The 22,380-nt window shown below is 53.3% G+C and carries 20 protein-coding genes; 11 read left to right on the top strand and 9 right to left on the bottom strand.

Annotated features, from left to right (window positions below; all coding sequences use genetic code 11):
* The first annotated feature begins 67 nt into the window (after positions 1-67).
* The 7 genes from CLV80_RS02250 to CLV80_RS02225 are packed head-to-tail and all read left to right on the top strand — an operon-like array spanning position 68 to position 7,040.
* Positions 68-850, top strand: coding sequence for an ABC transporter ATP-binding protein (locus CLV80_RS02250; protein WP_106354309.1), 783 nt, complete (start codon positions 68-70; stop codon positions 848-850).
* Positions 847-1,005: a hypothetical protein gene (locus CLV80_RS18365; RefSeq protein ID WP_165793299.1), complete on the top strand. Its 159-nt coding sequence runs from the start codon at positions 847-849 to the stop codon at positions 1,003-1,005. Before CLV80_RS02250 ends, CLV80_RS18365 begins: the two co-directional genes overlap by 4 nt.
* Positions 1,002-1,715, top strand: a complete 714-nt coding sequence (locus CLV80_RS02245; protein ID WP_106354307.1) for an ABC transporter ATP-binding protein — start codon at positions 1,002-1,004, stop codon at positions 1,713-1,715. Before CLV80_RS18365 ends, CLV80_RS02245 begins: the two co-directional genes overlap by 4 nt.
* Positions 1,712-2,167 carry a hypothetical protein gene (locus CLV80_RS18360; protein WP_165793298.1) on the top strand — a complete coding sequence of 152 codons (456 nt, stop codon included), beginning with the start codon at positions 1,712-1,714 and terminating at the stop codon, positions 2,165-2,167. Before CLV80_RS02245 ends, CLV80_RS18360 begins: the two co-directional genes overlap by 4 nt.
* Positions 2,167-3,177: a branched-chain amino acid ABC transporter permease gene (locus CLV80_RS02235; protein ID WP_106354302.1), complete on the top strand. Its 1,011-nt coding sequence runs from the start codon at positions 2,167-2,169 to the stop codon at positions 3,175-3,177. Before CLV80_RS18360 ends, CLV80_RS02235 begins: the two co-directional genes overlap by 1 nt.
* Entirely contained in the window at positions 3,174-4,520 is a 1,347-nt protein-coding gene (locus CLV80_RS02230; RefSeq protein ID WP_106354300.1) for a branched-chain amino acid ABC transporter permease, read from the top strand. The genes CLV80_RS02235 and CLV80_RS02230 overlap by 4 nt, the downstream gene beginning before the upstream one ends.
* 57 nt (positions 4,521-4,577) lie before the next feature.
* On the top strand, positions 4,578-7,040 hold the full coding sequence (locus CLV80_RS02225) for a penicillin acylase family protein (protein WP_106354297.1): 2,463 nt from the start codon (positions 4,578-4,580) through the stop codon (positions 7,038-7,040).
* On the opposite strand, the gene hflX is transcribed toward CLV80_RS02225, so the two are convergent.
* The 9 genes from hflX to dusB form a co-directional block, all read right to left on the bottom strand.
* The gene (gene hflX, locus CLV80_RS02220) at positions 7,037-8,311 is read right to left on the bottom strand and encodes a GTPase HflX (protein WP_106354295.1); all 1,275 of its coding nucleotides are present in this window, start codon (positions 8,309-8,311) and stop codon (positions 7,037-7,039) included. The two genes, CLV80_RS02225 and hflX, sit on opposite strands and share 4 nt — an antisense overlap.
* 2 nt (positions 8,312-8,313) lie before the next feature.
* Complete coding sequence (hfq, locus tag CLV80_RS02215; RefSeq protein WP_045996137.1) at positions 8,314-8,547, bottom strand: RNA chaperone Hfq; 234 nt, start codon at positions 8,545-8,547, stop codon at positions 8,314-8,316.
* Positions 8,548-8,661: 114 nt separating this feature from the next.
* A complete protein-coding gene (locus CLV80_RS02210) occupies positions 8,662-10,182 on the bottom strand; it encodes a TrkH family potassium uptake protein (RefSeq protein WP_106354292.1) in 1,521 nt (506 codons plus the stop codon).
* Complete coding sequence (trkA, locus tag CLV80_RS02205; protein WP_106354290.1) at positions 10,182-11,558, bottom strand: Trk system potassium transporter TrkA; 1,377 nt, start codon at positions 11,556-11,558, stop codon at positions 10,182-10,184. The genes CLV80_RS02210 and trkA overlap by 1 nt, the downstream gene beginning before the upstream one ends.
* Positions 11,558-12,961, bottom strand: a complete 1,404-nt coding sequence (ntrX, locus tag CLV80_RS02200) for a nitrogen assimilation response regulator NtrX (RefSeq protein ID WP_106354288.1) — start codon at positions 12,959-12,961, stop codon at positions 11,558-11,560. The genes trkA and ntrX overlap by 1 nt, the downstream gene beginning before the upstream one ends.
* An 8-nt stretch (positions 12,962-12,969) precedes the next feature.
* Entirely contained in the window at positions 12,970-15,192 is a 2,223-nt protein-coding gene (locus CLV80_RS02195; RefSeq protein ID WP_106354285.1) for a sensor histidine kinase NtrY-like, read from the bottom strand.
* A gap of 129 nt (positions 15,193-15,321) precedes the next feature.
* The gene (locus CLV80_RS02190) at positions 15,322-16,695 is read right to left on the bottom strand and encodes a response regulator (RefSeq protein ID WP_106354282.1); all 1,374 of its coding nucleotides are present in this window, start codon (positions 16,693-16,695) and stop codon (positions 15,322-15,324) included.
* Entirely contained in the window at positions 16,695-17,771 is a 1,077-nt protein-coding gene (locus tag CLV80_RS02185) for a two-component system sensor histidine kinase NtrB (protein WP_106354280.1), read from the bottom strand. Before CLV80_RS02185 ends, CLV80_RS02190 begins: the two co-directional genes overlap by 1 nt.
* Positions 17,768-18,769, bottom strand: coding sequence for a tRNA dihydrouridine synthase DusB (gene dusB, locus CLV80_RS02180; RefSeq protein ID WP_106354278.1), 1,002 nt, complete (start codon positions 18,767-18,769; stop codon positions 17,768-17,770). The genes CLV80_RS02185 and dusB overlap by 4 nt, the downstream gene beginning before the upstream one ends.
* A 186-nt stretch (positions 18,770-18,955) precedes the next feature.
* Here dusB and CLV80_RS02175 point away from each other — a divergent pair, with 186 nt between their 5' ends.
* The 4 genes from CLV80_RS02175 to CLV80_RS02160 all read left to right on the top strand — a co-directional run bounded on the left by CLV80_RS02175 (position 18,956) and on the right by CLV80_RS02160 (position 22,374).
* Positions 18,956-20,086 (top strand): bifunctional 2-C-methyl-D-erythritol 4-phosphate cytidylyltransferase/2-C-methyl-D-erythritol 2,4-cyclodiphosphate synthase, encoded by a 1,131-nt coding sequence (locus tag CLV80_RS02175; RefSeq protein ID WP_106354275.1) that lies wholly within the window; start codon positions 18,956-18,958, stop codon positions 20,084-20,086.
* The gene (locus CLV80_RS02170) at positions 20,083-20,571 is read left to right on the top strand and encodes a phosphatidylglycerophosphatase A family protein (protein WP_106354272.1); all 489 of its coding nucleotides are present in this window, start codon (positions 20,083-20,085) and stop codon (positions 20,569-20,571) included. Before CLV80_RS02175 ends, CLV80_RS02170 begins: the two co-directional genes overlap by 4 nt.
* On the top strand, positions 20,568-21,044 hold the full coding sequence (locus tag CLV80_RS02165) for a CinA family protein (RefSeq protein WP_279338288.1): 477 nt from the start codon (positions 20,568-20,570) through the stop codon (positions 21,042-21,044). Before CLV80_RS02170 ends, CLV80_RS02165 begins: the two co-directional genes overlap by 4 nt.
* A gap of 148 nt (positions 21,045-21,192) precedes the next feature.
* On the top strand, positions 21,193-22,374 hold the full coding sequence (locus tag CLV80_RS02160) for an ammonium transporter (RefSeq protein WP_106354269.1): 1,182 nt from the start codon (positions 21,193-21,195) through the stop codon (positions 22,372-22,374).
* Positions 22,375-22,380: the final 6 nt, after the last annotated feature.

Here is a 22,380-nt window from a genome sequence, read left to right as displayed (position 1 = left end):
GAAGCGGCGCAGGAAACTGCGCCGCTTCATCTAATAGACATGCCAAAAAGGCGTGCGAGAGGAAGATATGATCGTTGTCGAGAATTTGGTGAAAACCTTTGGTGGTTTTCGGGCCGTTGATGGGGCGTCGTTGCGCATCGAACAAGGGTCTATCACGGGCCTTATCGGACCAAACGGCGCCGGAAAAACCACGCTTTTCAATGTGATCGCAGGCGTTCTTAAGCCGACATCTGGCCGCGTAACCATGATGGGCGAAGACATCACAGGGCTTCCACCGCACGAATTGTTCCACAAGGGGCTGCTACGCACGTTTCAAATCGCGCATGAATTTTCGTCTATGACAGTGCGCGAAAACCTGATGATGGTGCCCGGCGCGCAATCCGGCGAAACGCTGTGGAACGCATGGTTTGGCCGCAAACGGATCGCGAACGAAGAACGCGCCTTGCTTGCCAAAGCGGATGAAGTTCTTGAATTCCTGACAATCGACCACCTGAAAGACGAAAAAGCAGGTAACCTGTCCGGCGGACAGAAAAAGCTGCTCGAACTTGGGCGTACTATGATGGTCGACGCCAAGATCGTCTTTCTGGACGAGGTCGGCGCAGGCGTGAACCGCACCCTATTGAACACGATCGGCGACGCGATCATTCGCCTGAACAAAGAACGTAATTACACATTCGTCGTGATTGAACACGACATGGATTTTATTGGCCGCCTTTGTGACCCAGTTATTTGTATGGCCGAGGGCCACGTTTTGGCCGAAGGGACATTGGCCGAAATCAAAGCCAACGAACAGGTGATCGAGGCTTACCTCGGCACCGGCTTAAAAAACAAAGATAAGGTTATGACATGAAATTCTTACTAACCGTGTTGCTTGGTGCCGTATTGGGCGCAGCCGGCACATTGTACTACATCTACCTCTATCACGCGGATGGATCCGAGCAGGCGCTGATGCGCAACGCGCTAACCACCTATCTGCCCTTCTTGTCGGAGTACATTAACAAGTGAGCGAACCGTTTCTGATCGGCGACGCCATGACCGGTGGTTATGGCAAAGGTCCTGATATCTTGCATGGCTGTACGATTGCCGCCGAAAAAGGCGAGATCGCAGTGATTGTTGGTCCCAATGGGGCTGGCAAATCTACCGCGATGAAAGCCATTTTTGGCATGTTGAACGTGAATTCAGGCTCTGTGCGTCTGGATGGTGAAGACATTACCAAACTGTCGCCGCAGGAACGCGTCGTTAAGGGGATGGGCTTCGTGCCCCAAACCCACAATATTTTCACGTCGATGACGGTTGAAGAAAACCTAGAAATGGGTGCCTTTATCCGTCGCGACGATTTCAAGGATACGATGACGCAGGTTTACGACCTGTTTCCGATCCTAAAGGAAAAACGCAACCAAGCTGCAGGCGAATTGTCAGGTGGTCAACGCCAACAAGTCGCCGTCGGTCGCGCACTCATGACACAACCCAAAGTGCTAATGTTGGACGAACCCACCGCAGGCGTGTCGCCCATCGTGATGGACGAGCTTTTCGACCGGATCATTGAGGTTGCCCGGACAGGCATTCCAATCCTAATGGTCGAACAGAACGCACGCCAAGCACTTGAAATTGCAGATAAAGCCTATGTTTTAGTGCAGGGCCGCAATGCGCATACTGGTACCGGTAAGGAACTGCTTGCCGACGAAGACGTACGGCGGAGTTTTCTGGGCGGATGAAGCAGTTATCCACATTAGGTGCCGTGGCTCTCATGCTGCCCGGATGTATCTCGGAGCGACCGAATGCAGTTTACAGTAACGGTGCAGCCAGATCGGCGTCTCTAACAAACGAAAAACACAGTGATATTATGGTCTATAGCTGTGATTTACAGAATGACGTTAAAGCCATGACGCTTCTTCTTCGCAATGAAAATTCCAGTGGTCCGGAAATGTACTGCGAAAGCTCTTTTATCGGCGACGCCATGAAATGCTATTCTAGGTCATCGGTCGATGGCGCTGAAATATACCATCATGATGGGCAGTCACATATCGGGCGCGGTGATACTCTTTCAGTATATGAAAGTGGTTTAGCCCGTTTCGAAGAGATGATCGTCGAATACACTGCAAACGAACCAGTCGTAACTGGTTATCGTGAATATAGCGGAACCTGCACCAGAGGACCTGGACACTAATGGACTTCTTAAACGCCCTTGTGGCCCTCGCTAACTTTGTCATCGTACCGGGCCTAGCCTATGGTGCGCAGCTCGCTATCGGTGCGCTTGGTGTCACGCTGATCTATGGCATCTTGCGATTCTCGAACTTTGCCCATGGCGATACCATGGCCTTTGGCACGGCGATGACGATCATCGGGACCAATGCGCTACTTGCGCTTGGGATTACCTTTGGCCCACTGCCGACCGCCCTTCTCGCCTTGCCATTTGGCATTGGTGCAACGATCCTTTTAGTCCTGTTCACCGATTGGCTGGTCTACAAATTCTACCGTGACCAAAAGGCCAAGCCTGTCATTCTTGTCATCGTGTCTATGGGCGTGATGTTTGTGATGAACGGCATTGTGCGCTTTATTATCGGCGTGCGTGACATTCGCTTTGCCGATGGTGAACGGTTCTTGATCACCGCACGCGACTTCAAAGAAATGACTGGCCTGCGTGAAGGTCTTGCCATCAAGACGACGCAGGCAATCACCGTTGTCGTCGCGATCATCGCTGTGTCACTGCTGTTTTGGTTCCTCAACAAAACCCGCACTGGCAAATCGATGCGTGCGTTTTCTGACAACGAAGATTTGGCACTTCTTTCCGGGATTAACCCTGATTGGGTGGTTAAGGTTACGTGGATGATTGTTGCCGCACTCGCGACCACAGCAGGTGTTCTTTATGGCTTGGATAAGTCTTTCAAAGCCTTCACATACTTCCAGCTACTGCTTCCTATCTTTGCTGCTGCCATCGTTGGTGGCCTTGGCAACCCATTGGGCGCCATCGCAGGTGGTTTCGTCATCGCATTCAGCGAAGTTACGATCACCTACGCATGGAAAAAGGTGCTGGTATATATGATGCCAGATAGCCTTGAGCCTGATGGCCTCGTCCAGTTGATGTCTACCGATTATAAATTCGCCGTCAGCTTTGCGATCTTGATTATCGTGCTGCTGTTTAAACCGACCGGCCTGTTCAAGGGGCAATCCGTATGAACCCTGCATTGAAAAACACACTGCTTTTCGCATTCGTTGGCCTGCTACTCGTTGGCACCGGATTTGTGCAAGGCTGGAACTCTGCCCTGTTCATCCTGAACATGGGGCTTGTGTCGGCGATCATGGCGCTTGGCGTAAACCTGCAATGGGGATTTGCCGGGCTGTTTAACATCGGCGTCATGGGCTTTGTCGCGCTTGGCGGGTTGGCCACCGTTCTGATCGGCATGCCCCCAGTGGGCGAGGCATGGTCAGCTGGCGGCTTGCAAGTTATCGCAGGGCTGCTGCTGGGGGTTGCGACTGTGGTCGCCGTTGTGTTCCTCCGCAAGAAACTAACAGGTCGTGCGCGTACATTGGGTACGATTGCAGCGCTTATCGTTGGTTTCGTGATTTACCGTGCTGTCTTTGATGCAGGCGTCGCCGGGATTGAGGCGGTTGATCCTGCTTCCACAGGTTATCTTGGTGGTTTGAACATCTTTGGCCCGCACCGCGATGCCAATGACATGCTCCTGCCCGACTATTTCATCCTATTGGCATGGCCGATGGGTGGTCTGCTGGCAGCTGGTGCTGCTTGGATCATTGGGAAAACAGCGCTTGGCCTGCGGTCTGATTACTTGGCGATTGCGACACTTGGCATTGCAGAGATCATTATCGCCGTCATGAAAAACGAAGACTGGTTGGCACGTGGCGTTAAAAACGTGAACGGCCTGCCCCGTCCTGTTCCCTATGAGGTCACGCTACAAAGTGATCCGGGCTTTGTCGCGCGTGCGGCAAGCTTTGGCTTTGACCCGGTCACTGCATCCACGATCTACACTAAACTGTGCTACACAGTTCTGTTCGCGATTGTGCTGCTGGTATTGCTTTGGTTGGCGCAAAAGGCACTTAACAGCCCATGGGGCCGTATGATGCGCGCAATCCGCGACAATGAAACCGCAGCCGAAGCTATGGGCAAAGACGTCACCGCCCGCCATCTGCAGATTTTCATCCTTGGCTCAGCAATCTGCGGGATTGCCGGCGCGATGATGACCACGCTTGATGGTCAGCTGACGCCCGGCACGTATCAGCCGCTACGCTTTACCTTCCTGATCTGGGTCATGGTGATCGTTGGCGGTTCCGGCAATAACTTTGGCGCTGTTCTTGGTGGTATTCTGATCTGGTGGCTATGGGTTCAGGTCGAACCAATGGGCCTTGGTTTGATGAATATCCTGTCCAGCGGTTTGGCTGACGGCAGTGAACTCAAGGAGCGGATGATCGAATCTGCAGCTCATATGCGCCTACTGACCATGGGGCTTGTCCTGTTGTTGGTGCTGCGTTTCAGCCCAAGAGGCCTGATCCCAGAACGCTAGCTTGTTCTTCCTGATAGCATTGGTACAACGGGGCCAACAAAAAACCCCGAGGTTCCTATGGCGCTGATTTTCCGTTGGCTTATCTGGTTCGCAACTGCATTGATTGTTCTTTGCGTTGCGAACGTTACACTGGCCTACTACTTTGCGTCGCGGTCCCTGCCCGATTACGATGCCCAGACCGATGTGGCTGGAATTAGCGCGACGATTGAGATCGTGCGCGATAACGCCAACGTGCCCCATATCTTTGGTGCCAACGACCAGGACGTATTCTTTGCGCTTGGCTATGCCCATGCCCAAGACCGGCTATGGCAGATGACGATGTTGCGCCGCACGGTACAGGGTCGACTGTCTGAACTATTCGGCGAACGTACGCTAAAGATCGACGAAGCGATGCGCCGCTACGACATCTACAACCTCTCTGTCGCTTCAGAAAAGGCGCAGGATGAGGAAACGACTGCGGCCCTGAATGCTTATTCTGCGGGTGTGAATGCTTGGCTGAATGAAGTGAACGCAGGAGCGCGTGGTCGTGGCGCGCCCGAGATGTGGCTGTTTAGCCATCCCGTTTCACCTTGGCAGCCAGCGGATTCCATCGCAATTCTAAAACTAATGGCGCTGCAACTCTCGCCAAATCTAGCGAATGAAGTATTACGCGCGCGCACTTCGCTTTTGATCGACAATGACCGTCTGCGCGACATCATGCCTGACGATCCGACAAGTGGAATCGCCGCCCTTCCCGCATATGCGAGCCTTGTGCCCGATGTCCCGTCGTTCACACCTGATACGCAGTTGGCGTCCGATCCATTGTCGCCATTTCACCCGCCAGAGCTTGCCGGTGCATCAAACGCGTGGGCCGCAAATGCTGACCGTTCGGCAACCGGATCAACGCTACTTGCTAACGACCCGCATCTGGGACTGACAGCGCCAACGATCTGGTATCTCGCCCGGCTAGAGCTTGAAAGCGGCGGCGTGATTGGCGCTACGATTCCGGGACTACCGCTGATCATGTCGGGCCGTGGGGATAGCCTGGGTTGGGGTATTACGGCGGCTTATGTCGACGATCTTGATATCATGATCGAAGAAGTGAACCCCGACAACCGCGACCAATATCGTGGGCCTGATGGTTGGGTGCCGTTCCGCACCCGTGACAGCATCGTCAACATTAAGGACGCACCAGCCGTCACATTGCGCCTACGCTGGACGGCAAATGGGCCGGTCATGTCTGGCAACCAGTTTAACCTAGGGACAATCACGCCGCCCGATCACGTGACCGCAATCGCTTGGAGCGCCCTATCAGATCGTGATACGTCGATTTCTGCCGCCATGGGTATCATGCGCGCCCGGACAGTGAATGAGGCCATTCGCGCCGGCGAAACCTTTATTGCACCTGCGCTGAACCTGACGCTTGCGGATCGAAACCGCATCGCGATGAAAACCATTGGCGCAATTCCGGCACGTGATCCGAACCATCAAAGCCGCGGTCGCCTTCCATCATTTGGGTACCTGCCCGAAAACCGGTGGCAGGGTCGTTTCCCCTATAGCGATAACCCGATTTTCTTGAACCCAGAAGGCGGGATCATCGGCAATACCAACAACAAAACGGTTGATCGCGATTTCCCGCGCCATGTGTCGTACCTTTGGGGCGACACGCAGCGGATCAATCGCTGGCGTCGACTGATGCAAGCCCGCGAAGTCCACACCCGTGACAGCTTTATTGAGGCGCAGTTGGATACCGTCAGCTTCACTGCGCGGACGCTTTCAGCACTGATGGGCGCTGATCTTTGGTACACTGGTGATGCGGCCCCCGAAGATACACCCGAACGGCGCAGGCAGATCGCACTTGATCTTCTATCGGCGTGGAACGGCGAAATGAACGAACACTTGCCCGAACCCCTGATCTATGCGGCTTGGGTACGCGCGGTGCAACAGCGCCTAATCCGTGACGAACTTGGGCCTCTCTCGGCTGAGTTCACGCATGTTGACCCTGTGTTTATTGAACGTGTCTTCCGCAATGTCGATGGCGCTGGCATTTGGTGCGATGTAATCCAATCGGCACCAGTCGAAACCTGCACAGACATCGCCCGCCAAGCTCTGGACGACGCGTTGATCTGGATTACCGAAAACCACGGCACGGCAATCGAAGCTGTCCGTTGGGGCGACGCGCATGTCGCAAAACATGATCATGCCGTTTTGGGCCAAACACCAATTCTGAATTGGGTCGTCAATATCCGCCAATCAACAAGCGGCGGCGACAATACATTGCAGCGCGGAAAAACATCCGGTGTTGGGCCAGCCCCGTTCCAGAACGTGCATGCCGCAGGTTATCGTGGTGTCTATGATTTTGCTGATCCTGACAGTTCAGTCTTTGTGACGGCAACCGGGCAATCCGGGCACCCGCTTTCGCGCTACTATGACAACCTAGGTGAACTATGGCGGCGCGGAGAGTATATCCCGATGTCGCTAGACCCGGCGTTGGCACGGGCGGCGGCTGTGGGGGTCACGGTACTGACCCCCAAACCTTAAAGTCGGACGAAACGTTCGCGCTGTAGCGCTGTCCAGAACACGGTAAGATCGTAACCTGTTTCGGTCTGCTCTTCGTTCGTCACGATACCGGCGTCGAACAACCACGCGCGTTTCCGTCCGTCGGCAAAGCTAAGATGAATGCTTTCCTCGGTGCGCGGATCTTTGAGCTTATCTGGGATCGCCGCCAATAGCGCGTCCATCCCTTCGCCGGTGATCGCTGACACTGCAAACAGATCATCTGTGCGTGCCGCTTGCGTGACCATCGCGTCGTGATCTTCCGGCGATAGCTGGTCGATCTTGTTCCACACTTCAATCAATGGGGCTTCTTCGGCAACGCCGAGGCTTTGCAAAATTGTCATCACATCTTGTGACTGTTCTTCGGACTGTTCGTGGCTGATGTCACGCACGTGCACGATCAGATCGGCATCAAGCACTTCTTCAAGTGTCGCACGAAACGCGGCAACAAGTTCGGTCGGCAAGTCACTGATAAAGCCCACAGTATCGGACATGATCACTTCGTCACCCGTAGGCAGAACGATCTTACGCATAGTCGGATCAAGCGTCGCGAATAGCATGTCCTTAGCGAACACTTCGGCACCTGTCAGCCGGTTGAACAGCGTTGATTTACCAGCGTTGGTATAACCAACCAAGGCAACAATCGGGAATGGCACCTTAGCGCGAGACGCACGGTGCAATTCGCGTGTCTTAACGACCTTTGCCAACTGACGGCGCAAGCGCCCCAGCTGTTCGTCAATCGCACGGCGGTCAGCCTCAATCTGAGTTTCACCCGGACCACCAACAAAGCCAAGCCCACCACGCTGACGTTCAAGGTGGGTCCACGCCCGCACCAGACGCGTGCGCTGATAAGACAGCGCTGCCATCTCGACCTGAAGCACACCTTCAGAGGTCCGCGCGCGGTCGCTAAAAATCTCGAGGATCAACCCGGTCCGGTCAAGCAGCTTAACACCCCATTCCTTTTCAAGGTTACGCTGCTGTACTGGTGTCACTGGGCCATCGATCAAAACCAGCTCGACCTTATTCGTCTCGAAGACTGTCTTTAGCTCTGCGATTTTGCCTTTGCCAAACAGCTTACCCGGATGGATTTTTGGCAGACGTACAATATCAGCACCCACAACCTGCAAATCAGGCAAGGCGGCCGCAAGCGACACGCCTTCTTCAAGCGCGGGGCCTGCGGCACGGCGGCTGTGGTCTGTCTTTAGATCTGGGTGAAGTACCCAGGCCCGCGTTACGGGCCGATCATGTTCTAGCAATCTTATTCTTCGCCTTCATAAAGGCTGATAGGCTGCGCTGGCATGATTGTCGAAATCGCGCTTTTGTAGACAAGCTGTGCTTGTCCGTCGCGACGTAGGAGAACGCAGAAACTATCAAACCATGTGATTACACCCTGCAACTTTACCCCGTTCACCAGAAAGATCGTCACCGGAACTTTGGTTTTACGAACGTGGTTAAGAAATGCATCTTGCAAATTTGCTTTGTCGGCGGCCATTGTGACACCCTTTTTTTGTTATTACGGCCGCGCATCGGCCCCTCGCTGTTAGCCGCAGTATGTCGCGACCCTGACAGAGTTTCCAGCCCCAAAAAGAAAACAGACCAACCTGTGTTAACCGCGCCAAATTTCAGGATTAAATAGCGCAATAATTGCCAATGTTTCCAAACGACCAAGTACCATGGCAGCGGCCAAAATAACCTTAGCAACATCTGGAATGCCAGAATATGCAATTGGCACTTCGGCTGCAACCGCGGCCAACGGTCCAGTTGTTGACAATGCGGAAACGCTAAGAACCATAGATGTTTCGAATTGCACGCCGGTCAACGACATTAGGGTCATGACCCCCGCAATACTAAGCGCGAACAGCATGAAGAAAATCCAAGAAATATAGGCACCCTGCTTACGGATACGGCGTGCCTCTTTGCCGCCCCCCCCGATAGAAGACGGGTGGAGTAGCCGTTCTTGTTCGCGTTCACCGTGGCGATAAAGTGCATAAATCCGCAACAGTTTTACACCGCCGGCAGTGGTTGCGACCCCGCCACCAATCAGCGCCATGCCAGTCAAAAACAACCCAGGCGTTTGCAACCCTGACCATGAAGCAGCACCACCCCAAAAATGCGATTCAAAGCCTGTTGTCGTGAGAAAAGAAGTAACGGTAAACAACGTTCCCCAGAATGCACCGATAAATTCCTGAATCGATACCACAGTCTGCCGGTCAGTTGCCGCGATGAAGTGACGTAGGAATAGCCCTGCAGTCACAAGTCCAATGAGAACCAGCGCCGTTCGAAATTCAGGATCACGCAGTAGGCCCTGTTCACGCTCCCCGATCAAACCTCGGCTAAACGTCAGACGAGACAACGCAAAGATAAAAAAGGCGAAAATCAGCAATTCGCCCCAGAACCCAGACGCTGCATAATATAGTCCATCAATCGGCGATATTCCGGACGTCGAAAGGGTCGACATTGCATGACACAAAGCAATGTAAGGGAATTCCCCCGCAACCACGAGACCGATCCACAGCAGAAATGTCAGGCCGACATAAATCGGCGTCAATGACAGCGTGTAGCGCACCAAACGCTCGGACGGGTCGGCGATACGGGAAATCTGGCTTAGGCTTACCGCGGCGCCTTTACCAATATTTGTGGTCGCGCGCACCTCAAATCCGCCAAGGTTCATTGGAGCAAAAATGGAAACCGCAGTTACCCATATCAGCAACCCACCTAGCCAGCCAACCAATGCACGCCATAAATGCAATGACGGTGTTAGCCGCCCAGAGGTGTCGTAAACTGTTGCGCCTGTCGTTGTGAAGCTCGACACCATCTCGAACCACGCGTTCAGATAGGTCGTGTTGCCGATAGCCTCGTAAAACGGGACAGCAAACATCAGTGGCAACAACGTAAATGCAGACAGCAGGCCAATCAATTGGCTGCGCGCAACGTTGGTCGGTGCATAGCCTGCAGTCGTCAGCCCAACAATCAACGTCAGGATGGAAAACAAAACAAACCCATAAAAGAACACGCGCATGGCGTTAAAGTCATCCATGATCGCGCCGTGCGCAGCGGGAACAAGCATGGCAATCGCACCCAACCCCATCAGGATCACAAAAAACGGGAGCTTAACGATCCAATTCATTAGAAGAAATCGATCGAAACCTGCAAGAGGCGTTCAACCTCTGGCACATCGCTGCTCATCGCGAAAATCGCGATGACATCGCCTTCTTCAATACGCGTCTCACCTGTTGGTTTGATGAATTTGTTCTGCTTCATAAGCCCACCAATCAAGGTACCTTCAGGGAATGAAATCTCTTTGATTTTTTGCCCTGCGATTGGCGATGTGCCAAGCACTTGCGCCTCAATCACTTCGGCTTCTGCGTCACCAATAGAATAAACCCCACGCACACGTCCATGCCGGATGTGACGTAGAATAGAGCTAACGGTGGTTGCACGTGGGTTGATATAGGCGTCGATATTAAGCGGAGCCATCAGCGGCACCAATGTTGGGTCGTTGATCAAACAAATCGCCATAGAACAGCCCATTTCTTTGGCGCGAACCGACACCAGCATGTTGGTCTTATCGTCGTCAGTCACAGCAAGAACAGCGTCTGCTGTTGAAATATTCGCCTCTTCTAGCAAGCTGCTATTCAAACCATCACCATGCAGCACGATCGTCCGATCCAGTGCATCAGCGGCGTTTTCAGCAATCGTACGATCTTTTTCAATCACCTTAACTCTGACCCGTTCGGTCCGTGTTTCCAATGACTGCGCCACACCTAAACCAACATTACCGCCGCCAATAATCACAATACGATCTTGCTTTGCTTGGGTTTTACCAAAAATTTCAAGCGTACGCGTCATGTCTTCCGTTACGGTAAAGAGATAGACATCATCGCCCGCAAAAATCTGATCCCCCGGTGACGGTACAAATAATGCACCGTCGCGACGAATACCAACAACGATTGCCCGTAGCGTTGAAAACAGATCGGTCAATTGCCGCAGCGGTGTATTAATCACAGGACAGTCTGCATCAATCGTAATCCCAAGCAGCTGGCCACGACCTTCTAGAAAGCTCTCAGTGTCAAAAGCAGCAGGCGCCGCGAGTCGTTGTAGTGCGGCTTCGGCGACTTCTTTTTCGGGTGAAATCACAACGTCGATTGGCAGATGGTCGCGACGGTACAAATCCGAATAGATCGCATCAAGATAGCTTTGCGCACGTAAGCGCGCGATTTTCCGTTGGACCGCGAATACCGAATGCGCGACCTGACAGGTCACCATATTCACTTCATCCGAATGGGTCGCGGCAATAATCATATCAGCGTCACGCGCACCCGCACGGTCAAGCACGTCCGGGTAGCTTGCGTGCCCGGCAATGCCTTGAACATCTAACGTATCAGTGGCACGCCGGACGAGTTCGGGGTTGTTATCTACGACCGTAACGTCGTTCTTTTCCCCTGACAAATGGCGCGCAATTTGCCAGCCGACCTGTCCCGCACCACAGATAATGACTTTCATTATGCTTCGTCCTCGACATAGGCGACACGCCCACCCGCTTTATTGCTTGTCACTACGCCAAGCGACTTAAGTTTGCGGTGCAACGCTGAGCGTTCCATGCCGACAAAGGTCGCAGTCCGACTGATATTACCACCAAATCGATTGATTTGAGTCAGTAGGTATTCGCGCTCGAAAAGCTCGCGCGCTTCGCGTAGTGGCAAAGTTGCAAGACCGCCAGCAAGCACAATACGTCCTTCGTCGCTACCACCACTTTCTTCACCAGTAGGTAATTCACGCGCAGCAATGTCACCGGTATTTTCACCAAGAATTAGAACACGTTCAACCACGTTCTTAAGCTGGCGTACGTTCCCCGGCCATAGCATAGTTTGAAGTAATGCGCGCGCATCATCTGCGAGCTGGCGCAAAGGTAAACCCTGCGCCTTGTTAAATACTTCGATAAAGTGTTCCGCAAGCACAGGAATGTCTTCGCGACGTTCTTCAAGCGAAGGTACTGCAATCGGCACAACATTCAGTCGGTGATACAGTTCTTCGCGAAATGTACCTGCCTCAATTGCCATGGGCAGGTCACGGTTAGTGCTTGATACCACCCGCAAATCGACTTGAATTTTATCAGCGCCACCAACCCGCTGGAACCGTTGATCTACAAGAACACGAAGTATCTTTGACTGCGTTCCCAATGGCATATCAGCGATTTCATCGAAATAGATCACACCGCCATTTGCTTCTTCGAGCAAACCGGGTTCAATGCCGCGCCCACTGTCTTCGCGTCCAAATAGCACTTCCTCCATGCGATCAGGTTCAATCGAAGCTGAGTTCACAGTGATGAATGGTGCGCTTGAGCGGTTTGAATTCGCATGGATGTAACGCGCCGCGATTTCCTTACCGACGCCAGCAGGGCCCGTCAGCATCACCCGGCCATTTGACTTTGTGACCTTATCCAACTGCGATTTCAACGTGCGGAATGCTGCACTATCCCCAAGCATCTCAGCGCTCGCGACATCGCCACGTTTCAGCGCAACGTTTTCACGCCGTAAACGCGATGTTTCCATCGCACGACGGATCACAACAAGTAGCTGGTCGATGTTAAACGGTTTTTCAATGAAATCATAAGCGCCCTGCTTAATTGCAGCGACCGCAATTTCGATATTGCCGTGACCCGAAATGATCACAACCGGAATGTCGGGATGGTCTCTTTTGACCGATTTCAGAATATCGATCCCATCCATGCCGCTATCTTTAAGCCAAATATCTAAGATCATCAGCGCCGGAGGAGCCTTGGCAATCTGCGCCATACATTCGTCAGACGTCCCCGCAAGCCGGGTTGTATAGCCTTCGTCCTTTAGAATATCGGAAATGAGTTCTCGAATATCGCGTTCATCATCGGTAATTAAAATATCGCCCATCATCGTCCTCATGCTGGTATTTTTATGGTCTGCGCGTCGGCAGACATTAATGGTAGTTGAATGATCGCACAGGCACCCGCATGGTCCTGTCCTTCGAAGATTTCAGCGTCTGTTAAGGTCAATGTCCCGCTGTGTTCTTCGATAATTTTCTTCACGATTGGCAGCCCAAGCCCCGTCCCTTTGTCGCGAGTTGTCACATATGGTTCAAACAAACGCGTTCTATCTTCCGGGAGACCAATCCCATTGTCGGACACACTGATCCGCACATGGTTATCGTGCTGCGACATCACAACACGCACTTGCGGATTGTAATCCCCCACTTCATTTTTTTCCATATAAGTTTCAGTAGCTTCACCAGCATTCTTAATCAAGTTTGTCAACGCCTGGCTAATCATTGTACCGTCCATGTCAGCCAAGATGGTTTCAACAGGAAGGGTTGCCGTAATTTTAACATCGGGCTGACCTGCCTTTTGCAAAGCGACAGCATCAGCGACAAGCTGCGTTAAATCGGCCACGGCCATCTGCGGCTCCGGCATCCGTGCAAATTTCGAAAAGTCATCGACGATACGGCGCAAGTCATTCGTCTGCCGTACGATGACATCTGTCATTTGTTCCAGCTTGCTGGCGTCATCGCCCAATTGGCTTGCAAACTTACGTTTGATCCGTTCGGCGGATAGCTGGATAGGTGTAAGAGGGTTTTTGATTTCATGCGCAATACGACGTGCAACATCACCCCACGCCGCCATGCGCTGCGCGCTTACAAGGTCGGTCACGTCATCAAATGCCACAACATACCCCTCGAGCGCACCAACAGCGTTTCGGCGTGGCGACATGCGCACCAATAAGCTTTCTTGCTGCCCTTTACGGATCAGGTTGACTTGATCTTGTACATTATCCGCACCAGCGGCAATCATTTGACCAAATAGGTCTGAAAATTCGGGGATCGCAAGCGGAAGCGCGGTTGGGCCGTGATCGGGGTTCACCGACAAAAGACGCTGCGCTGACGGATTAACAAGCGTAACGCGGCCATCAGCATCCAACCCAACAACACCTGAAGTCACTGAACTAAGAACGGAATCGAACAGCCGCCGGCGTTGTTCTGTTAGACGGTTGGTCTCTAACAGCTCGTCGCGCTGCCCCTTAAGCTGACCGGTCATCAAATTAAAGAAATGCCCTAATTGTGAAATTTCGTCATCACCATCGTCTTCGATAACACGCACATCCAAATCACCCGCACCGACGCGTTGCGATGCTGACACCAAGCGACCAATTGGCCGCGACAAACGCTCTGCGAACCAAAGCCCGCCCCAAATCGCAGCAAGGATCAGAATGACTGCAAACCCAAGATACAATAGGCCGAACTGGAATAACATTTTACCGCGTTCATTCGCCAACAGCTCATACTGCTCGACTGTTTGGGTTGTATCATTCAACAAAGACAGTACGTTGCCGTCCACACTTCGTGTGACGTAAAGGTATCGGTTGCGAAATGCCGTTAACGGCATCAGAGCACGGAATTCGTTATTTTCAACGTCTTCGATAATCGCTAGTCCAAGAGCATCAGCATCGGCGAAATTTTCATCACTTGGTCGTTCATAATCAAAATCATATGACCCTGATCCGCGCGCCGATATTGCGCCGTTACCGTCAACGACATAGGCTTCAGACAGCGATCTATCGATTTGTGGCTGCACATCCCCAAGCGCACGCCGCACTTCTCCATCATCCATAAACAGGTTTGCTTGTCGTTCACGATTCAGAAACCCGGCCAGACCAGTTGCATCGCGGGTCAATTCTTGGCGGTGTTCCTCTTCGTAGGCCTGCGCAGTGGTCAATGATGTTCGCAAAACATTACCAACGGGTTCGGAAAATAGCCCATCAAGCGCGACCGAGATCAGTAAAACTGAGAAAACAGCGACAAGGACCGTGGGGATCAAAGCGGAAACCGCAAACACACCTGTAAGCCGTAAGTGCAATCGCGACCCTGCCGATTTTGCCCGTCGCGCGGCAACCATCCGTGCGACCTGGCGCATGACAACAGCCATAACGACCAACACATATACAAGGTCAGATAAAAGAATCAGCCGCAGCTGCGATGACGAAGCGCCTTGTCCCCAAGGACCGATGATGACGTATGTGATAACGGCAAGAATGGGTCCCGCGACAATCAATGCGCCGGTGAACAAGCTTTGCACATGCCGTTGGCGCTGCCAACGCGCAAACCGCATCATATAAGAGGCCCAAAAGGTACGCCGCACGCCTCAGTCTCATTTTATTTAGGTGGGTTTTCCCACATTGCCGCCGGTACACGTGGCAGCTATGCATCATAGAAGCACATCCGCCACGGTCCTGTTGCGGTTTTACATCAATTTGCGGCGGCGTGTCACGCGGATATCGAGGTCAGTGATCTTCTTACGCAAAGTATTGCGGTTGATACCAAGTAAATCAGCACATTTGGCCTGATTTCCGCCGGTCGCATCCAGCGCAATTTCAATCAACGGCCCTTCAACCTCTTTCAAAATGCGATTGTATAGGCCCGGCGGCGGCAGCACGCCACCATGCAAGTCAAAGTAACGCCGCAGATGTTTTCCGACGCTCGCAGAAAGCTTTTCCCCCTCTCCTCCAGATCGTAGCGGTTCTATTGCAGGCTGGTTACCCAAGACCATTTCGACCTCGGCACGGGTGATCTCTTCCTCTGCAGCCGTAAAGACCAGACGACGCACCGCGTTTTCTAACTGACGCACATTGCCCGGCCAGCTATAGGCGCGAACCAATTCCAATGCAGATTCGCCAAAGCGGCGGACGGGCGCACCGTCGCGTTCAGAACGGGCGAGGAAATGTTCCGCAAGCAAGGGGATGTCATCCACACGTTCACGTAACGAAGGAACATCAACCGTCACGCCGCCAAGGCGATAAAACAGATCCTCACGGAACTTGCCGTCTTCCATGCGGGCCATCAGGTCAGACTGAGACGTCGCCATGATGCGCGGCGCGTTGTCGCCAAGCGCATCAAGCATCCGTACGATCCGCCCTTGAGCATCATCCGAAAGGTCGCTGACTTCATCAAATAGGATCGACCCGCCCTTCGCACGGCTTAGAACCGCAGACGGGCCATCCATACCTTCTAAATCAGCAGCGGAAACCACCACGAACGGCAGACTGCGACGATCCGAAAAATCATGCACAGCGCGCGCAATCAGCGATTTCCCTGTGCCACTTTCACCAGTAATCAAAACTGGCAATTGCGTATTCATCACACGCGCGACAAGCCGGTACAGCGCCTGCATGACCGGCGTGCGGCCAACCAAGGGCAAATCGCCGGCTTGCTCAGATGCAACCGTATCGACGTTTCGTGTGTTAGGAGCGCGCCGCTTCACTTCCAATGCACGTGCTGCGCGCTTCATAAGGTCGGGCAAATCGAACGGTTTTGGCAAATAGTCATAGGCGTCCGCCTCAGCGGCCTGAATTGCGGTCATAATCGTGTTTTGCGCCGATATGACAATAACCGGCAAACCCGGCCGGGCCGCTGCAATTTTAGGGAGCTGATCAAGCCCATTTCCATCCGGCATCACCACATCTGAAATGACAAGATCGCCTTTGCCTTCATCAACCCAACGCATCAAAGTCACCAGTGACGATGTCGCGTGTACTTTGCACCCTGCCCGCGTCAACGCTTGAGTCAGTACGGTCCGGATTGTCCGGTCATCATCTGCAACAAGAACGGTACCGTCCATTAGTTTTCTCCTACTTCGGTCTCTTTTGGTGCCAGTGGTAAAGATATGCGGAACACAGTGCGACCGGGGACGCTATCAACTGTAATCCAGCCGCCCCCATCGCTGATGAGCTTTGACACAAGCGCCAGCCCAAGACCGGTGCCGTTTTCTTTACCAGACACAAATGGTTCAAATATGTCGTTTGCAATCTCGGGCGGTAAGCCAGGACCATTGTCGATGATTTCGATCTGAAGCGGCAGACGCGCCTGCGTTCCATCAGAACGACGCACTCGCAGCGAAGTGTCATAAAAGGTGTGAAGGCGAATTGCCCCACCTTCTTTGTTTGCTTCTGATGCGTTTTTCAGCAGGTTCAAAAAGACCTGCAGCAGTTGATCCCCATCCGCCAAGGTCTGCGGCAATGATGGATCGTAGTCTTCTATATAAAGCATATGTGCGCCAAACCCGACTGAGGCTGACTGTCGTGCGCGATCTAGAATGTCGTGAATATTGACAGCCTTCAACAACGGCGGCCGCAGATTCCCAAATTGTTCCACCTGCTCCAGTAGCTTCACGATACGGCGGCTTTCTTCGACGATCAGGTCCGTCATTTCCTGATCTTCAGTGCTGAGCCCCATCGAAAGAAGCTGTGCCGCACCTGTAATTCCAGCCAGTGGGTTCTTGATTTCATGGGCAAGCATTTCAGCCATACCGATCGCCGATTTCGCGGCCTTTTCGGACGAATGATGCTGGTTCACGCGGCTCGCAATTTCGCGCGGGCTGATCATCACGATCATGACCTCTTCGCTGCCCTGCAATGGCGCGAATTGCAGGTTACACATCATCGGTGCACGTTCACCGCTACCAACGTTCACGTCGTTCACAAACAGCGACGACCGGTTCTTGCGGGCACGATCGAATGGCTCCTCAAGCGGTGCGTCGATCATGACCTTTTCCCAAATCCGCTGACCTGTCAGCGATTTGCTGGACATGTTCAGAAAACTTTCAGCGGCTGGGTTGCTAGAGATAATCAAGTCATCCCCATCCAACATTAACGCGGGCACAGGCAAAGACGACCAAAGCGCAGTATCAAGTATCATGCGGGTACCTTTTGGCTAAGAGCTTCGGGAAGATCACGCAAGACATCGCGCGGGTCTGCGTGGGTCAAAATGGCTTTGCGCAAGACTGGATCGGCTTGGGTATCATCCATGTACCAACCCAAATGCTTACGAGAGACTTTGCGCCCCAATTCAGCTCCATAGAACGACAGCATTGCCTCATAATGAGTGCTGACCAGATTGACTAAAGCATCCCCTTCTGGGACTTTCACGTCCGGCCCGCCATGAAGTGCGGTTGCAACTTGCGCCAGGACCCAAGGCCGCCCCTGCGCGCCACGCCCGATCATCACGCCATCAGCCTCTGACAGGTCCAACGCCTGACGTGCAGTGGCTGCATCAATAATGTCGCCGTTTGCGATGACAGGGATCGTGACGGCATATTTGATTGCGCCAATCGCAGACCAGTCGGCGGCACCTTTGTAAAACTGACATCGCGTACGCCCGTGGATCGTAACCAGTTTGATCCCAGCATCTTCCGCACGCTTAGCAACGTCAGCGGCGTTGAGGCTGTCATCATCCCAACCTAGCCGTGTCTTTAAGGTGACGGGCACGTTTACGGCATTCACTACGGCCTCGATCAACGACAAGGCGTGATCAGGTGTTCGTAGTAATGCCGAGCCTGAATAACCGTTGGTCACCTTTTTCGCAGGGCATCCCATATTGATATCGATCATGGCCGCGCCATTGGCCTCTATCATGCGGGCTGCCTCGGCCATCCAATAGGCATCGCGCCCGGCGATCTGAACGGCTGTACCCTCTTGGTCATAGCCAAGCTCGGCACGTTCGCGCACCCCGGGCTTGGCCTGAACCATTTCCTGACTCGCGACCATTTCACTCACAACCCAGCCCGCGCCAAAAGACGCGACAAGCTGCCGAAACGGGAGATCGGTAATGCCCGCCAATGGCGCAAGCGCAACGGGAGGCTGCAAAGCCACATCGTTGAGCATGATCGATTCGTTATTTGCCAAAGGAACAGTCATTCGCTTAAAGGGTGTGCGTTGTGCATGACCTAAGTCGAAACGCCTGTTTTCACAACGAAACCCCCGCCAAAATCACGAAATATAATGGCAAGTGCCTAATTATTGTGCATATAGCCGCGCAAATTGTCGAATTGCGCCTCAGCCCTTTGGACCGTAAACCAAAACAGACCAAAGGAACGCAGCAATATGAAAACAGCCGCAATCATCGTAGCAGCCGGGCGCGGAACCCGTGCAGGTGGTGAGCTACCAAAGCAGTGGCAATTGCTTAACGGCAAGACAATTGCCGCCCATGCGATCCAACCATTCGCAGATCATCCAGACGTCGGACAGATCATACTCGTGCTACATCCTGATGATCGCGACACTGCCGTTTGGAATGACACACTCTCAGCCACGATTGTGACCGGCGGAGCTACACGGCAAGAATCTGTTCTTGCCGGGCTTCGGGCGGTGACGGACGCGACACATGTCCTTATTCATGACGCAGCGCGCCCAATGGTCACATCTCAGATTATCGACCGCGTGCTCGATGCCTTAGGAACCTACCCGGGCGCTGCCCCTGCCGTCGCGGTGACCGATACATTGTGGCATGGCGCAGAAGGGCATGTTACTGGAACACAAGACAGAAATGGCCTTTTCCGCGCACAAACTCCGCAAGGCTTTGCGCTCGCGCCGCTGCTTGCCGCACATGAAACAAGCGACATTACCGCAACCGATGATGTGTCAGTCGCACGCGCCGCAGGACTAGACGTCGCGATCGTGGCAGGCGATGAGGATAACATCAAAATCACGACCCCGAGCGACTTTGCGCGCGCGGAAAAACTCATGAGGCGCGAGATGGATATCAGATGTGGGAATGGTTACGACGTACACCGCTTTGGTCCCGGCGACCATGTGTGGCTTTGCGGTGTAAAAGTTCCCTTTGAACGCAGCCTACAGGGGCACTCAGACGCTGATGTTGGCATGCATGCCGTGACCGACGCGATCTATGGCGCATTGGGGATGGGCGATATTGGTCAACACTTTCCGCCCACTGATCCGCAATGGAAAGGTGCAGCCAGTCATATCTTCCTTGAACATGCCGTCGGACTCGCCACCGAACAGGGTTACCGCATTAGCAACATCGACTGCACGCTTGTTTGCGAGTTTCCCAAAGTCGGACCACACCAACCCGCAATGAAATCGGCCATGGCGCAAATCATGGGGCTTGCCGCTGACCGGATCAGCGTCAAAGCCACAACTTCAGAGCGCCTAGGCTTCACAGGACGCGGTGAAGGCATCGCGGCACTCGCAACAGCAACATTGGTGAAACCATGACCCATTTAATCGCGACCTTCTTTTATGTCGGGCACATGCGCCCTGCACCCGGAACGTGGGGGTCACTGGCCGCCCTGCCCGCCGCATGGCTGATCTACGCGCTTCTTGGCCCATGGGGGCTGCTTGCAGGTGCTGTGGTTTCCTATTTCGTCGGCGTCTGGGCCACGAAAGAAGAAACACGCGGAAAAGAAAACCACGATCCATCCGAGATCGTGATCGACGAAGTCTGTGGCCAGTGGATCGCATTGCTGCCTGTCGCATATGGCGCACATATGATGTCAGCGAACATCACCGCACTATGGCCCGGCTGGATCGCTGCATTCTTGCTGTTTCGCCTGTTCGACATCACCAAATGGGGTCCGATTGGCTGGGCAGATCGCCGCAATGACGCAACCGGCGTAATGTTGGACGATGTGATTGCAGGCCTTTTTGCTGCAGTCGTCGTTATCGTACTCGCTGGACTTTCACACGGGTTACTGATGTGAAAACGCTGATCGATGCCGCCAGCGCCAAAGGCGTAATGATAGCCACCGCAGAAAGCTGCACGGGCGGCATGGTAGCGGCTGCAATCACCGATACAGCCGGAAGCTCTGCGATATTTGACCGTGGGTTTGTCACCTATACGAACGCCGCGAAAATGCAGATGTTGGGGGTAAGTGATAAGACGCTTGCCGCCTATGGTGCTGTATCCGAACAGGTCGCAGACGAAATGGCGCGCGGTGCGATTACGCATTCCGATGCACAGATTGCGGTGTCGATCACGGGCATCGCTGGTCCGGGCGGATCAGAACACAAACCCGAAGGCCGCGTTTGCTTTGGCATTGCAACAGCCGACGTTTGCCATACGGAAACTATCGAATTTAGGGCAATTGGGCGCGAAAGGGTCAGACAAGGCGCACGCGATCATGCAGTCGCACTGCTGCTAACCGCAGTAGATTCAGTTAAGCATAATAATTAATCACACCGTTTATTTTTTGATCATTAAGCTCGCAGTCTACGAACCGATGCAAACTTAGGCGGTTGATTTCCACCTTTGCTACTTTTCTTAGCGTTCCGAATCCGCATTAACGCCGCCTCAATGGGAAAACCCAAACGGAGGGGACATTATGAACGGAGCGGATACAGCGTGGATCATCGTAGCCACGGCGCTTGTACTATTCATGACACTGCCAGGACTGGCATTGTTTTACGGGGGGTTGGTGCGCGCACGCAATGTTCTCAGCGTCTTTATGCATTGCTATGCAATCGCATGTTTAATGAGCATTCTTTGGCTCGCGCTGGGCTATTCCATCGCATTTGGCGGCTCAGGCAACGCCTTTTGGGGCGGTCTGGACAAAATGTTCCTTTCTGGCATCGATGCCGACACGCTTAGTGGTTCAATTCCCGAAGTGCTGTTCTTTGCCTTCCAAATGACCTTTGCCATCATCACGCCCGCACTGATCGTTGGTGCATATGTTGAACGTATCGGCTTTGGATTTGTGCTACTTTTCTCGGCACTTTGGATGCTGCTTTGCTATGCACCTGTGACGCACTGGATCTGGGGCGGCGGCTTCTTGTCTGATGGCGGCATCTTTGGTGAAACTGGTGTGCGTGACTTTGCTGGTGGTATCGTTGTTCACGAAACTGCAGGTCTTGCTGCCCTGATCCTTGCGATCTTCCTTGGCGCACGTCGCGAAGGCACAAAGCCCCCACATAACCCCGGTATGGTTATGATCGGTGCAGCGATGCTTTGGGTCGGCTGGTTTGGCTTTAACGGCGGTTCGCAGCTTGCTGCTGATGGCGGCGCAGCTATGGCGCTGACAGTCACACATATCTCTGCAGCAACAGCATCACTGACTTGGGCGCTTTGGGAGCGGATTAAGTTCGGTCGCGCATCCTTGGTTGGCATTGTGACTGGTACGATTGCTGGTCTCGCATCTATCACGCCAGCGTCAGGTTTTGTCGGCCCTATCGAAGCGCTGATCATCGGTGCTGTTGCTGGTGTACTTTGCCAAGAAATGGTCAACTTCATCCGCAACAGCCTTAAGATCGATGATACACTTGATGTATTCGCTGTTCACGGCGTTGGTGGGATTTTCGGTACAATTATGATCGCGCTGTTTGGTGCAGGTTCGTGGGCCGCTCAGCTGGGTTCACTTGCTATCGTTGGTGTTTTCACCACAGTCGTCACGATCGTTCTGATCTATGTCTGCAAAGCAATTACGCCGCTGCGCGTTGACCAAGACACCGAAGTTCAGGGCCTTGATATCACCGTTCATGGTGAGCGCGCCTATCACTTCGACTCTTAAGAAAAT

The sequence above is a fragment of the Yoonia maritima genome, assembly GCF_003003285.1.
Classification (GTDB): Bacteria; Pseudomonadota; Alphaproteobacteria; order Rhodobacterales; family Rhodobacteraceae; genus Yoonia; species Yoonia maritima.
The sequence above is the reverse complement of the archived record's forward strand: the minus strand, read 5'-3'. Positions and strand labels throughout refer to the sequence as shown.

Coding starts and splice junctions, on each gene's coding strand:
- CLV80_RS02250 (WP_106354309.1), top strand. CDS start 68: ATGATCGTTGTCGAGAATTTGGTGAAAACCTTTGGTGGTTTTCGGGCC.
- CLV80_RS18365 (WP_165793299.1), top strand. CDS start 847: ATGAAATTCTTACTAACCGTGTTGCTTGGTGCCGTATTGGGCGCAGCC.
- CLV80_RS18360 (WP_165793298.1), top strand. CDS start 1,712: ATGAAGCAGTTATCCACATTAGGTGCCGTGGCTCTCATGCTGCCCGGA.
- CLV80_RS02235 (WP_106354302.1), top strand. CDS start 2,167: ATGGACTTCTTAAACGCCCTTGTGGCCCTCGCTAACTTTGTCATCGTA.
- CLV80_RS02230 (WP_106354300.1), top strand. CDS start 3,174: ATGAACCCTGCATTGAAAAACACACTGCTTTTCGCATTCGTTGGCCTG.
- CLV80_RS02225 (WP_106354297.1), top strand. CDS start 4,578: ATGGCGCTGATTTTCCGTTGGCTTATCTGGTTCGCAACTGCATTGATT.
- hfq (WP_045996137.1), bottom strand. CDS start 8,547: ATGGCCGCCGACAAAGCAAATTTGCAAGATGCATTTCTTAACCACGTT.
- CLV80_RS02210 (WP_106354292.1), bottom strand. CDS start 10,182: ATGAATTGGATCGTTAAGCTCCCGTTTTTTGTGATCCTGATGGGGTTG.
- trkA (WP_106354290.1), bottom strand. CDS start 11,558: ATGAAAGTCATTATCTGTGGTGCGGGACAGGTCGGCTGGCAAATTGCG.
- ntrX (WP_106354288.1), bottom strand. CDS start 12,961: ATGGGCGATATTTTAATTACCGATGATGAACGCGATATTCGAGAACTC.
- CLV80_RS02195 (WP_106354285.1), bottom strand. CDS start 15,192: ATGATGCGGTTTGCGCGTTGGCAGCGCCAACGGCATGTGCAAAGCTTG.
- CLV80_RS02190 (WP_106354282.1), bottom strand. CDS start 16,695: ATGGACGGTACCGTTCTTGTTGCAGATGATGACCGGACAATCCGGACC.
- CLV80_RS02185 (WP_106354280.1), bottom strand. CDS start 17,771: ATGATACTTGATACTGCGCTTTGGTCGTCTTTGCCTGTGCCCGCGTTA.
- dusB (WP_106354278.1), bottom strand. CDS start 18,769: ATGACTGTTCCTTTGGCAAATAACGAATCGATCATGCTCAACGATGTG.
- CLV80_RS02175 (WP_106354275.1), top strand. CDS start 18,956: ATGAAAACAGCCGCAATCATCGTAGCAGCCGGGCGCGGAACCCGTGCA.
- CLV80_RS02170 (WP_106354272.1), top strand. CDS start 20,083: ATGACCCATTTAATCGCGACCTTCTTTTATGTCGGGCACATGCGCCCT.
- CLV80_RS02160 (WP_106354269.1), top strand. CDS start 21,193: ATGAACGGAGCGGATACAGCGTGGATCATCGTAGCCACGGCGCTTGTA.